Here is a 12,599-nt window from a genome sequence, read left to right as displayed (position 1 = left end):
TCGACGACTAGTACAACTGGAAGGACTCGACGGCGGACTCCTCGCCGCCGCGGCGCCACAGCACGGAAACTCGCTCGACGAGGCCGAGCTTCGCTTGGACCGTCGCGCCGGCGATGCCGTCGCCGGGCGCCAGGTCGCTCAGTTCGTGCCAGGCGACCGTCCGACCGGTCTCGGGGTCGGGCGGGTACTCCTCGGCGACGCCGGTCAGGAACACCTCCTCGGCGGGCAGATCCTGGCCGTCGACGTGGCGGACGGTCAACCGGTCCAGCGCGTCGTCGGCACCCCGGTGGATGGCCTCGAAACAGGCCACGCCGCGCTCGCAGTCCGCCACGCGGAACGCGCCGAGTTCGACCGGTTCGCCGTCGCGAATCCACGAGATCCGGACGGCGTCGACCAGCGCAGGCTCGACGACCAGCGACCGGCCGGCGATCCCGTCTTTGGGGCCTACATCGGCCAGCTCGGCCCACGAGTAGGTGAAACCGGACTCGCGGGCGGGCGGCCAGTCGAACGCGACCCCGGAGACGGCGACTTCCCCGGCGGACAGGTCCCGACCGGCGACGTGGGTGAGCGTGAGGCTGTCGGGGCCGTCGTCGGCGCGCTCGCGGTCGCTCTCGAAGCAGGCCACGTCGCAGTCGGGTGTGGCCGTCCGTCCGCCGATGGCGCCGCAGCCAGTGAGGCCGGCGAGCGAGCCGGTCCCGACGGTTCGCAAGAGACTCCGACGAGTCGGTGTCACGGTCCGACGTGTCGCTCCAGTTGGAAATAGGTTCGGCCGGCCCGCCGCATCGTGTTCAGATAAGCTGATTCCATGCGAAGCTGAACGATCTGAGCCAATCGTCAGCTGTTTCTGTTTCGGCGTTGCTGAAACAGTTTGAGAAGCATATAGTTCGCCGCTTTATTTCTCTAAAGACACGTTCAACAGCGTTCCGATTTCCATGTTTTTCGTATCTGAAATCGAAGCCATGTCGGTGACACGCAGCTTGTAACGATTTGGAGCCATCGACGAGAAACACGGCATCGTCAACGTCGTGTTTCTCGCTGAGCTCGGCGAGAAATGACTGAGCAAGAACCTTCGTTGTAGTTGGTCTCAGCTTTGTATGCAGCAGTTTGTTCGTTTCCGGATCGACAGCAGCGTACAGCCAATACTGCTCGTCGTTGAGTCGGATCACGGTCTCGTCAACCGCGACGTGATCCGGTGAGTGTCCACCTTCGGGCTGTAAATCAGCCTTGTGAACCCAATTATGAACAGTTGAACGAGCACGTTTGACACCGAATACATCAAGAACAGAAACAGTATTCGAAAGTGAGAGTCCAGCCAGATGCAACTGAATACTCAGCTTCATCAACAGTCGCGGTGTCGCTTCTCGATCCACAAAATCTAAGTCGAATTGGTCGAGATTACCGCCGAGGCTAGCGTTTTCGGGCATGAATCACTCAGAAAACGCTACGCCTCACCTTTCAAACCTTATCTGAACACCGCGGCCCGCCGGGACGCTCACACCGACCCGGACGGCCGCAACAGGTGCGCGCGCCCCGCAGCCAGCCCGATCAGCAGCCCGGTGAAGTGGGCGATCAGGGCGACGCCGGGGCCGGCGGTGACGACGGTGACGGCGCCGGCGACGACGACGAACACGCCGAGTTGCGCTCGCGGGGACAGCGGCGTCCGGTCCAGCAGCGTGTCGCTCATGCGGTTGCCCGCCAGCACGTACCCGACCAGCCCGGCGATGCCGCCGCTGGCGCCCAGCACCGCGACGCCGGGGCCGGGGCCGAGCAGGCCGCTGACCCACACCTCGGCGAGCCCGGCGAGCGCGCCGGTCGCGAGGAAGAAGGCGTGAAAGCGCAGCCGCGAGGTCCGGCGTTCGAGGTACAGCCCGACCAGCAGGAGGACGGCGACGTTGGCAAGCAGGTGGCCGACCGAGAGGTGGGCGTAGACGCTGGTGAGGAGCGTCCACGGTCGGTCGCCGACCGGCGGCGCGAGCGCGAACGCGAAGGGGATCTGCAGCAGCGCCACGACGCGCTGGACGAGGAAGACGGCGACGAAGGCGACGACCAGCGTCAGGGTCGGACTCCGGGACACGACCGTGCGTTGGGTCACCGACTACAAGAAGGATCGGCCGTCGGGGACGCCGACGACGAGCGGTCGTCCGTCCGCAACTTTATATCGGAGGGTCCGACCAGTCCGTGCTATGAACGCGACGGCGGTGGCGGAACCGGTCCCAGCGGCGGAGAGACCGTCGTTCGGCGCCGCGCCGAAATCGAGCGACGCGAGCGGGGTAGCGAGGCAACGACAACGCTTAAGCGGAGCGCAACCATGCCAACGGCTATACTAATGGGAGCGATCGAGGAGGTCTACGCGGATCTCGATACGGACGTCTCCGAGGAGGAGTTCCGCGAGGCCGTCGAACAGAAGGTCGAGCAGATGGGCGGGCTCGCGGACGAGGAGACGGCGGCGATGCTGATCGCCCACGAGCTCAACGAAGGGGAGGTCGACACCGTCGCGGACATCGAACCGGGGATGGAGGAGGTGAAGTTCCTCGCGAAGGTGGTCTCGATCGGCGACCTGCGCACGTTCGAACGGGACGGCGAGGACGAGGACGGCCGCGTCGTCAACGTCGAGGCCGCCGACGAGACCGGGACCGTCCGGCTGGCCTTCTGGGACCAGGAGGCCGAGGCCATCACCGAGGGGATGCTCGAAGAGGGCCAGGTGCTCCGGATCGCCGGCCGACCGAAGGACGGCTACAACGGTCTCGAAGTGTCGGTCGACAAAGCAGAACCGGACGACGACGCCGAGATCGACGTGGAGCTGGGCGAGGGGTCGACCGTCGACGCGCTGACGATGGGCCAGTCCGACGTGAACGTCCGGGGGATCGTCCTGGAGACGGACTCGATCCGGACGTTCGACCGCGACGACGGGAGCGAGGGGAAGGTGTCGAACCTCCTGCTGGGCGACGAGACCGGTCGCGTGCGCGTGACGATGTGGGACGAGCGGGCCGACCGCGCGACGGAACTCGACCCGGGGACCGCCGTCGAGGTGGTCGACGGCTACGTCCGCGAGCGCGAGGGCGACCTCGAACTGCACGTCGGCGACCACGGCGCCATCGACGAGATCGACGAGACGGTCGAGTTCACGCCGGAGGCCGACGCCATCGGGGGCGTCGAGATGGACCAGGTGGTCGACCTGGCGGGGGTCGTCCGGTCGGCCGACCCCAAGCGGACCTTCGACCGCGACGACGGCTCGGAGGGGCAGGTCCGGAACGTCCGCGTGCAGGACGACACCGGGGACATCCGCGTCGCGCTGTGGGGCGAGAAGGCGGACAAGGAGATCGCGCCGGGCGACGAGGTGTTCGTCGCCGACGCCGAGATCCAGGACGGCTGGCAGGACGACCTGGAGGCGTCGGCGGGCTGGCAGTCGACCGTGGTCGTCCTCGACGAGGACACCGGTGCGGGCTCGGCCGCGCCCTCGGCTGGCGGTACGGGCGCCGGTGACGGCGGGAACGGCGGTTCGAACGCGGACGCCGGACTCGGCGCGTTCACCGGTGACGGTGACGGCGGCGACTCGGGGACGAGCGACGCAGACGGGTCCGACGGAGCGGCGTCCGACGGAGCGGCGTCCGGCGGGGCAGCGGCGGCCGCCGCGGAGGAGGTGGAGTTCACGGGGACGGTCGTCCAGACGGGCGACCCGGTCATCCTCGACGACGGCCAGGAGACGATGCAGGTCGAGACCGGGGCGGCGCTGACGCTCGGGCAGGAAGTGACCGCCCGCGGCGCGATGGTCGACGACCGGCTCGACGCCGACGACGTGTTCTGACCGCGTAGACGGCCGCTGTCGGCCAGTCGCTGCCGACGTGATTGTGTGCCAACAGTGGATCGCGACGGCAGATCGGCCGTCGAGGGCCCAGAGCGGGTTTCGGAAACGCTTAAGGCCGGAACGGCCCGCCTGTGTTCTATGAGCGTCGAGCTACCGTTCGCGCCGGTCGACACTATTATCCGGCGCAACGCCGGGAGTTTGCGCGTCAGCGCCGAGGCCGCCGAGGAACTCGCCCGCCGCATCCAGGAGCGCGGGGCCGAGCGAGCGGTCGACGCGGCGGACGTGGCGACCGCGGACGGGCGGAAGACGCTGATGGCGTCGGATTTCGGCACCGAAGCGACCGGGGACAAGGACGATCTGGAACTCCCGATCGCGCCGGTCGACCGCATCGCTCGCCTCGACATCGACGACTACCGCGTCTCCATGGACGCTCGCCTCGCGCTGGCGGCCGAACTAGAGTCGTACGCCGACCGGGTGGCGGCGGCCGCCGCGGACCTGGCGCGCCACGCCGACCGGCGGACCGTCAAAGCCGAGGACGTCGAGGCCTACTTTCGACTGAGCCAGTACTACGAGTGACCGCATGAACTTCGGCTACCGGGAGGCCTGTCTCGACCACGACACCGGCAAGCGCCACCCCGAGAGCCCCGACCGCCTGCGGGCCATCCGCCAGGGCCTCTCGGAGTGTCACGGCGTCAGGTACGTCTCCCCCGAGGACGCGACCGTCGAGCAGGTCTCCGCCGCCCACGACGCGGACTACGTCGACTCGGTCGAGGCGTTCTGCGCCGACGGCGGCGGCGACTGGGACGCCGACACCGTCGCCGTCGAGGCCACCTGGGACGCCACCCTGGCCGCCGCCGGCATGGCCAACTGGGCCGCAGACGAGGCGCTCGACGGGGCGGACGGACGGAACACTCCCTTCGCGCTCGGCCGCCCGCCGGGTCACCACGCCGTCTACGACGACGCGATGGGCTTCTGTTTCTTCAACAACGTCGCCGTCGCCGCCCAGCACGCCATCGACGACCGCGACGCCGACCGCGTCGCCATCCTCGACTGGGACGTCCACCACGGCAACGGCACCCAGGACATCTTCGACGACCGCGAGGACGTCTTCTTCGTCTCGATCCACGAGGACGGCATCTACCCCGGGACCGGCGACGCGACCGAGACGGGAACCGGCGACGCCCGGGGCACCACCATGAACGTCCCGTTCCCGCCGGGGACGACCACCAGCGGCTACCTCGCCGCCGTCGACGACCTGATCCTCCCCGCCTTCGAGGCGTTCGACCCGGACCTACTGCTGGTCTCCGCGGGCTTCGACGCCCACGAACACGATCCCATCTCGCGGATGCGCGTCTCCACGGAGGGCTACGGCCTGCTGGCCCGGCGCGTCGACGAGTTCGCGGACCGCGTCGGCACCGGCCTCGGGTTCGTCCTCGAGGGCGGCTACGGCCTCGACACGCTGACCGAGAGCATCCGCACCGTCCACGAGGTGTTCGACGGCTACACCCCCGCCGAACCCAACGAGGACGTGCAGGACGCCGCGCGTCAGGTCGTCGACGACGTGCGCGGCCAGGGGTTCGACCTCGCCGACGAGTGACCGCCCGTCCGACACCGCGTCGAGGGGCGTCCTCCGGGTGACCGGCACTGTCCCGGGGTAGCGTTCGGTCTGTCAGTCTCCCGAGAGCGACCGGGTCCCGAGTATCAGTCCGTGATCTGATGGGTACCGGGATACACATCAACGCACCGCGGAAATCTATACATGGGAGCGTGCGGAACCGTGCTGTTGGTGACCTTTCCCCGTGTGCTGTTGTACGGAACAATCGTATCGTGACTGGGAATCGCAACTCGACGATCTGACACCGAGCGCGAAGTTCGTGTACACGGTCCTCGAGTACGAAGGCCCACTGACTCAGAAGACGCTCGCCGAGGAGACGCGCCTCTCCCAGCGCAGCGTGCGCAGCGCGCTGTCGGACCTGACGGACGCCGACATCGTCGAAGAACGGATCTACCCGGCGGACGCCCGCCAGCGGCTCTACGCTATCGACACCGAGTGACTCCGTCCGACGGGACCGGACGTGTCGACTGTTTTTATTCGTCGTCGACGGCGTGAGCGGTCGTGACGCGGCCGAGACCGGTCGTGACGTGACCGAGAACCGCCGTCAGGGTCGCGGGTCGAGATAGCGCGCCAGTTCGACGCCGAACTCGCCGGCGAGCGCGCCCACGTCGTCGCCCGACAGCACCGCGTACTCCTCGTCCATGGCCGCCTCGACTCGCGCGCCCAGCGCCACGTCGAAGACGGCGTCGCTCTCCAGCAGTCCGACCGCCGTCCGGAACTCGCGGGGCCGCTCGACGACGTAGCGGTCGCCGTCGAGGAACGGACCGTAGGTGCCCGGTCCGTCGTCGGGCGCGGCGACCTCGTCGGCGTACGCGTCGTAGAACCCCTCGGCGTGGTCGCGGACGCCGACCGGCGGTCCCTCGTGGCGCTCGACGGCCGGCCGCTCGGCGACTTCGAGTTCGGCGAACAGGACGACCGTCTCCTCGGCCCACGCGGCCGCCCGCAGCACGTCGAACCCGCGGCGGTCGAGTTCGCCGACGAGCCCCGCCAGCGAGCGGTCGAGCTGCGGGTACAGCTGGTCGTCGACGATGTCGGGCGCGTCGAACCGGACGGCGACCGGCGCGGTCCCGCGGCGCTCGAACGCCGCGGCGACCGCGTCGTGGTCGACGGGTTCGGGGTCGTCGGGAACGAACAGCGCCGGTCGGGGCTCGGCGAGCAGGTCGCGAGCGTAATGCTGGAGCCGTGCGACCGCCTCGGCGCTACAGACGGCGGCGACGTTGCGCTCGGGGTCGGTCGGGTCGATCACGACGAGCGGGTCGTCGAACGACGCGTCGGCGTGGTCCTCGGGGTCGAACGCGACGGGCGGGTGCCACTCGGCGGCGGCCTCGACGAACGGCCGGAAGCCGCCGTACTCGTGGACGAGCAGTTCGGTCAGATACCCGGAGAACCCCCGGGTCCGGAGGTCGCTCCCGTAGACGCCGATCCCGGCGAGGAACCGCTTGGCGACCCGCACCTCGCCCGCCAGGTCGGCGTCGATGCGTTCGGCGAGGTACTCGGTGTGGAAGGGCGTGCGGTCGACCGCCGACCGGATCGCGGTGGCGTCGGCGACCGCGTAGCAGGGCACGAGATCCACGTCGAACCCCCCGTAGGTCCCCTTGACGTAGGGGTGTTCGGCGAACTCCTCGTGGCCGTCGGGTAACACGGCGTGGCCGATTTCGAGGCCGTAGGACTCCAGCTCATCGCGGCCGACGCTCGTCGGGAACGAGACGAACAGGTCGATGTCGCGGTCGCCCGCCAGCCAGGTGTCACGGGCCGTCGACCCGACCTGGACCACGTCGGCGTCGACCGGCAGATCCGCGACGGCGTCGCGCGTGCGCTCGCGGAGGTCGTCGACGACGCGGCCGAGTCGCTCGCGTTCGTCGTCGTCGGGCGTCACCCGCTCGCGGACCCGCTCGACGACGGCGTCGAACTCGTCGCTCATGGGTCGGGGTTGTTCGGGACCGGTGAAAACCCGTCCGATGTGTCGCGAGGGCGGGGACCATCGGTCGAATCGCCGTACGTGACTCCGTGTCGTGGCGAAGGAAAAACGAAATCCCTATACAACAACTCCGGCTATGGATGCATGCGTGCCGCCGTAGCTCAGTTGGTAGAGCACCTCGCTGTTAGGGTGCGCAGGTCACCTGCGTGCCGCAGACACGAGGTTGTCCCAGGTTCGAGTCCTGGCGGTGGCGTTCTGCGGTTCGTCGTCTCGCTCGGCGAGTCGCGTCGCCGCGCCGTCGAGTCGCCCAGTCAGACCGCCCGCCCGACGAGGCGGTCGGCGAGGGAGCCGACGAACGTGCCGGCGTCGGAGAGGTCCCAGCGCACTTCCCAGAACGGGTTGGCGCCGTTGACCTGCGGGATCACTTCGGGGTTGGTCTCGGCGGAGATGTGCTCGCGGCGGCCGCGGCCGGCGACGCCGATGTCGTGGGACTCGCGGACGACCGCGGCGGCGCGGTCGGTGCAGCTGTTGTAGGGGTAGCTGAAGCGGTCGACCTCGACGCCGAGCACGCGTTCGAGGCGGCGCTTGGCGCCGACGATCTCCCGTTCGAGGCGGTCCGGCGGGACCTCGGCGAGCTTCGGGTGGGTCCGCGTGTGGTTGCCGATGGTGACCAGGTCCTCGTCGAGGAGCGCGAGGAGGTCCTCGCGGTCCATGTACTCGTACTCGAAGCGGTCGTTGTGGGTGAACGAGGGGTCGCCGATGGCGTCGGCGATCACGAAGACGGTGGCCGGCACGTCGTACTCGCGGAGGACGGGCACGACGTTCTCGGCGAAGTCGCGGTAGCCGTCCTCGAAGATGAGGGCGACCCGTTTCTCGTCGCTGGGCCGGCGGACGGCCGGGAGGTCGACGAGTTCGTAGTGCCTGTCGAGGTACGCGATGTCGCGACGCAGCCGGTCGGGGTCGATGTCGTCGTGGAACCCGCCGCCGACCGAGTGGTACGCGAGAATCTTGTTCGTGCCGCGCGAGGACAGCGACTCGACCCGCGAGAAGTGACCCACGAACGCGACCGTCCGCCACGCCCGGAGCAACTGCGACTCTGAGACGAGCATACCGACACCTACGGTCACACTACCTTCGTTATGCTCGGCTTGTGTCGGTCAAACGCTCGACCCGCTCCCGTTAACGGGCCTCTACTCCGCGGACGAACGCCCGCCGACCGACGTCACGGGCGGGGCGGTCCGCCTCGCGGGTCACTCGTTCCCGACGGGTCAGCGCGAATCGGAACCGACGACCGTCGGCAGGGATGCGCCCCGTCCGAAGACCAGCACGGTCGCGAGGACGAGGCCGGCGAGCGCGGAGAGGGCGGTCTCGACGTAGATGCCCAGCGGCGCTCCGAGGGCGGGGAAGACGGCGAAGTTCAGGGCGAGGAGCGTCCCGAACCAGATGGCGGCGAAGTCGCCGAGGCGGCCCATAGCGGGAGGAATCTGTCGACGGGCCAAGTCCTTTCGGGTCGACCGTCGTCGGCTCCCGGCGCTCCGGCGGGTCCGGTTCGCCTCGGAGCGCGACCTCCGAACCGAGAGACAGTCATAAATGGCTGGGTGCGCGAGATGTGTGCCGATGACCGACGGCTTTCAGGTCTCCGAGCGACGGTCGGTCCCGCCCGCGGAGGCGTTCTCCCTGCTGGGCAACGAACTGCGCGTCACCATCCTGCTGGAACTCGGCGACGCCAAGGAGGGCAGCCAGCCCCGCCCGCTCCCCTTCGAGGAGCTGCGCCAGCGCTGTGACGTGTCCGACAGCGGTCGGTTCAACTACCACCTCCAGGAGCTACTCGGCGTGTTCGTCCAGGAGAAAGCGGAGGGGTACGGCCTGCTGTACCCCGGTGTCATCCTCTATCAGGCGATCAAGGCCGACAGCTTCACCGACCGGACGACCGTCGAGCCGTTCCCCGTCGACGCCGACTGCGCCGACTGCGGGGCGAGACTGGAAGCGACCTACCGCAACAGCATGCTCGTCGTCCGCTGTGGGGACTGCGGCGCGCTCGCGTTCAAGTACCACCTCCCGCCGGGCGCGATCCGGTCGAACGACCCCGACGCCGTGCTGTCGGCGGCGAGCCTCTACGCCCGCCGGGACCTGCTGACCGTCGCCAGCCACGTCTGTCCCACCTGCGCGAGCGAGATGTACCACGACGTGGTGCCGGACGGGGAGAAGTCGAGCGAGCTCGAACAGGCGATGCCCGGCCCCGCGGTGGTCCACCACTGCTCGTACTGCAAGAACTTCTTCTGCACCGACCTCCCCGAGATCCTGATCTACCACCCCGAGGTGCTGCCGTTCGTCGCCGCCAACGCGCCCGACCTGCTGACCGACCCGCTGTGGACCGTCGACGCCTGCGACCCGGACGACATCGCGGTCGCCCGGGACGACCCCCTCCACGTCACCGTCCCGCTCCGAGCCGGCGACGACCGCCTCGACGTGACCGTCGACCGCTCGCTGTCCGTGATCGAGACCGAGCGCCCGTGAGCGCGTGCGCCGGACCCCGCTCGCACGGCGTGCGAGAGGATCTCAGACGCTGAGATATTTGCCGTAACTCGTGGTTATAGATGTTTGTGGATATATGCACGACACACATGACCGATCCGTACGCCTTCGGGACGCGCTGTGTCCACGCCGGCCAGGACGTGGACCCGGCGACAGGCGCGCGAGCGCCGCCGATCTACCAGACCACTTCCTACGTGTTCGACGACGCCGACACGGCGGCCGACCGGTACGCGCTGGACGACGGGGGCAACGTCTACTCGCGGTTCGACAACCCGACCGTCTCCACGCTGGAACGCCGGCTCGCCGCGCTGGAGAACGGGACCGCGGCCGTCGCCACGGGCTCGGGGATGGCCGCCCTCGACGCCGCGACCTCGATCCTCGCCCGGGCGGGCGACAACGTCGTCACCGCCTCCTCCATCTACGGCGGCACCCACTCCTATCTCTCGAACATGGGCAGTCGCCGCGGGATCGAGACTCGCTTCGTCGACACGCTCGACCCGCAGGCCTACGCCGAGGCCATCGACGACCGCACCGCCTACGTCCACTACGAGACCATCGGCAACCCCTCGCTGGTGACGCCGCCGATGGCGGCCATCGCCGAGGTCGCCCACGAGCGGGGCGTCCCCGTCTTCGTCGACAACACCTTCGGGACGCCCGCGCTGTGCAACCCGCTCGACCACGGCGCCGACATCGTCTGGGAGTCCACCACCAAGTGGATCCACGGCTCGGGCACCACCGTCGGCGGCGTCCTCGTCGACGGCGGCTCGTTCCCGTGGGCGGAGCACCCCGAGAAGTTCCCCGAGCTGGGCGCACCCAACGACGCCTTCGACGGCGTCACCTTCGCCGAGCGGTTCGGCGATCGCGCCTTCGCGACGGCCGCCCGCCAGCGCGCCGTCCGCTCGCTGGGCGACGGCCAGAAGCCCTTCGACGCCTGGGCGACCCTCCAGGGGACCGAGACGCTCGAGCTCCGGATGGAACGCCACTGCGAGAACGCCCAGCGCGTCGCCGAGTTCTTGGCCGACCACGACGGCGTCGAGTGGGTCACCTACCCCGGGCTCGACTCCCACGAGACCCACGACCACGCCAGCGAGTATCTGAACGGTGGGTACGGCGGCATGGTCGCCTTCGGCCTCGCGGGCGGCTTCGAGGCGGGCAAGCGCTTCTGCGAGGAGACCGACCTGGCGCAGTTCCTCGCCAACATCGGCGACGCGAAGACCTTAGTCATCCACCCCGCCAGCACGACCCACGCGCAGCTCACTCCCGAGGAACAGCGCGCCAGCGGCGTCACGCCCGACCTGGTGCGGCTGTCGGTCGGCATCGAGGACGCGGAGGACATCCTCGCGGACGTCGACGGCGCCATCGAGCGCGCCAACGCCGGGGCGAGCGACGGAACGCCGAACGCGGGTGACTCGTAGATGGAGATCGAACGCGACGCCGTCGCGCTCGGCGAGTTCGAGTTCGAGTGCGGCCGCTCGATCCCCGAGCTGGAGGTCTCCTACGAGGCCTACGGCGAGTTCACGGGCGACAACGCGGTGCTGGTCTGTCACGCGCTGACCGGCAGCGCCCACGTCGCCGGGCGCCACCCCGACGACGAGACCGACGGGCAGGCCCGCGCCTGGTGGGACGACATCGTCGGCCCGGGCAAGGCCATCGACACCCGCGAGTACTACGTCCTCTGTGCCAACGTCCCGGGCTCGTGTTACGGCACGACCGGCCCCGAGAGCACCAATCCCGAGACCGGCGAGCCCTACGGCACGGATTTCCCGGCGGTCACCGTCACCGACTGGACCGACGCCCAGCGTCAGTTGCTCGACGAACTCGGGGTCCCGCACCTCCACGCCGTCGTCGGCGGCAGCGTCGGCGGCATGAACGTCATCGAGTGGGCCAAACAACACCCCGACCACGTCGAGCGCATCGCCCCCATCGCCGCCGCCGCGCGACTCGACGTGCAGTGTCTCGCCATGGACGCCATCGCCCGCCGCGCCATCACCACCGACGACGACTGGCAGGGCGGCGACTACTACGGCGACGGTCCGAAACCGACCGACGGGCTCGCGCTCGCCCGCCAGATCGGCCACGTCATGTATCTCTCGAAGGCCTCGATGGAGCAGAAGTTCGGCCGCCGCGCGGCGGGCCGCGACGCCGCCCGGTCGTTCCCGACCGACCCCGCCGCCGGCTTCTTCCCCTACCGCGACGTGGAGTCGTATCTCGACTACAACGCCGAGAGCTTCGTCGAACGCTTCGACGCCAACTCGTATCTCTATCTCACGCGAGCGATGGACAACTACGACCTCGCCGCGGGCTTCGAGTCCGACGAGGACGCCCTGGCCGCCTTCGACGGCGAGGCGCTCGTGATGTCCTTTACCGGCGACTGGCACTTCACGCCCACGCAGGCCGAAGAGCTGGCCGACGCGCTCCGCGCGGCCGACGTGGCCGCCGCCCACCACCTCGTCGAGTCCGACCACGGCCACGACGCCTTCCTCGTCGAACCGGAGAGCGTCGGGCCGCCGCTCGCCGACTTCCTCGCCGACGGCGTCGAGGGGACGGCCGTCACGGACACGGACGAGCCGCCCGAGGACGACGACCCCTCGTTCGCGCCCGTCCACACCAGCCTGTTCTCCGATTGAGACGTGCTCGGGGCCAACAGGCTTTTTTCTCCTCACCGCGTTCTCACGCCTATTCGCTCGCACGGGTCAGGCGTGGGTCTCCCCTGTGACGCCGTGAGA

The 12,599-nt window shown here is 69.1% G+C and carries 13 protein-coding genes and 1 tRNA gene; 8 read left to right on the top strand and 6 right to left on the bottom strand.

Translation table 11 applies throughout. From position 1 onward, the window contains the following. Positions 1 to 7: 7 nt before the first annotated feature. The 3 genes from HZS55_RS20895 to HZS55_RS20885 all read right to left on the bottom strand — a co-directional run bounded on the left by HZS55_RS20895 (position 8) and on the right by HZS55_RS20885 (position 2,074). A complete protein-coding gene (locus tag HZS55_RS20895; RefSeq protein ID WP_179909463.1) occupies positions 8 to 733 on the bottom strand; it encodes a hypothetical protein in 726 nt (241 codons plus the stop codon). Positions 734 to 788: 55 nt separating this feature from the next. After that, positions 789 to 1,424: an IS6 family transposase gene (locus HZS55_RS20890; RefSeq protein ID WP_179909462.1), complete on the bottom strand. Its 636-nt coding sequence runs from the start codon at positions 1,422 to 1,424 to the stop codon at positions 789 to 791. A 68-nt stretch (positions 1,425 to 1,492) separates the two neighbouring features. After that, positions 1,493 to 2,074: a rhomboid family intramembrane serine protease gene (locus HZS55_RS20885; protein ID WP_246308318.1), complete on the bottom strand. Its 582-nt coding sequence runs from the start codon at positions 2,072 to 2,074 to the stop codon at positions 1,493 to 1,495. Between the two features lie 252 nt (positions 2,075 to 2,326). On the opposite strand from HZS55_RS20885, the gene HZS55_RS20880 reads away from it, so the two are divergent. The 4 genes from HZS55_RS20880 (at position 2,327) to HZS55_RS20865 (ending at position 5,859) form a co-directional block, all read left to right on the top strand. Continuing rightward, positions 2,327 to 3,805 (top strand): single-stranded DNA binding protein, encoded by a 1,479-nt coding sequence (locus tag HZS55_RS20880; RefSeq protein WP_179909460.1) that lies wholly within the window; start codon positions 2,327 to 2,329, stop codon positions 3,803 to 3,805. 138 nt (positions 3,806 to 3,943) lie between these two features. After that, on the top strand, positions 3,944 to 4,381 hold the full coding sequence (locus HZS55_RS22905) for a histone family protein (protein ID WP_179909459.1): 438 nt from the start codon (positions 3,944 to 3,946) through the stop codon (positions 4,379 to 4,381). A 4-nt stretch (positions 4,382 to 4,385) separates the two neighbouring features. After that, positions 4,386 to 5,402 (top strand): histone deacetylase family protein, encoded by a 1,017-nt coding sequence (locus tag HZS55_RS20870; RefSeq protein WP_179909458.1) that lies wholly within the window; start codon positions 4,386 to 4,388, stop codon positions 5,400 to 5,402. Positions 5,403 to 5,679: 277 nt separating this feature from the next. Further along, positions 5,680 to 5,859: a MarR family transcriptional regulator gene (locus HZS55_RS20865; RefSeq protein ID WP_006883039.1), complete on the top strand. Its 180-nt coding sequence runs from the start codon at positions 5,680 to 5,682 to the stop codon at positions 5,857 to 5,859. 105 nt (positions 5,860 to 5,964) lie between these two features. Here the strand turns inward: HZS55_RS20865 and cca are convergent, their stop codons facing one another. Next, entirely contained in the window at positions 5,965 to 7,341 is a 1,377-nt protein-coding gene (cca, locus tag HZS55_RS20860; protein ID WP_179909456.1) for a CCA tRNA nucleotidyltransferase, read from the bottom strand. A gap of 147 nt (positions 7,342 to 7,488) precedes the next feature. Here cca and HZS55_RS20855 point away from each other — a divergent pair. Next, positions 7,489 to 7,591, top strand: a tRNA-Asn gene (locus tag HZS55_RS20855). 58 nt (positions 7,592 to 7,649) lie between these two features. Here the strand turns inward: HZS55_RS20855 and HZS55_RS20850 are convergent. Further along, positions 7,650 to 8,447 carry a polysaccharide deacetylase family protein gene (locus tag HZS55_RS20850; RefSeq protein ID WP_179909455.1) on the bottom strand — a complete coding sequence of 266 codons (798 nt, stop codon included), beginning with the start codon at positions 8,445 to 8,447 and terminating at the stop codon, positions 7,650 to 7,652. Between the two features lie 159 nt (positions 8,448 to 8,606). Further along, the gene (locus tag HZS55_RS20845) at positions 8,607 to 8,810 is read right to left on the bottom strand and encodes a hypothetical protein (protein WP_179909454.1); all 204 of its coding nucleotides are present in this window, start codon (positions 8,808 to 8,810) and stop codon (positions 8,607 to 8,609) included. 145 nt (positions 8,811 to 8,955) lie between these two features. Between HZS55_RS20845 and HZS55_RS20840 the strand changes: the two genes are divergently transcribed. The 3 genes from HZS55_RS20840 to metX all read left to right on the top strand — a co-directional run bounded on the left by HZS55_RS20840 (position 8,956) and on the right by metX (position 12,500). After that, positions 8,956 to 9,855 (top strand): helix-turn-helix transcriptional regulator, encoded by a 900-nt coding sequence (locus tag HZS55_RS20840; RefSeq protein WP_179909453.1) that lies wholly within the window; start codon positions 8,956 to 8,958, stop codon positions 9,853 to 9,855. Between the two features lie 107 nt (positions 9,856 to 9,962). Next, positions 9,963 to 11,288 (top strand): O-acetylhomoserine aminocarboxypropyltransferase/cysteine synthase family protein, encoded by a 1,326-nt coding sequence (locus tag HZS55_RS20835; protein ID WP_179909452.1) that lies wholly within the window; start codon positions 9,963 to 9,965, stop codon positions 11,286 to 11,288. Beyond that, positions 11,289 to 12,500 carry a homoserine O-acetyltransferase MetX gene (gene metX, locus HZS55_RS20830; RefSeq protein WP_179909451.1) on the top strand — a complete coding sequence of 404 codons (1,212 nt, stop codon included), beginning with the start codon at positions 11,289 to 11,291 and terminating at the stop codon, positions 12,498 to 12,500. The last annotated feature ends 99 nt before the right edge of the window (positions 12,501 to 12,599 follow it).

Origin of the sequence: Halosimplex rubrum (assembly GCF_013415885.1) — an archaeon.
Lineage (GTDB): Archaea > Halobacteriota > Halobacteria > Halobacteriales > Haloarculaceae > Halosimplex > Halosimplex rubrum.
This window is presented reverse-complemented; position numbering and strand designations above follow the sequence as displayed.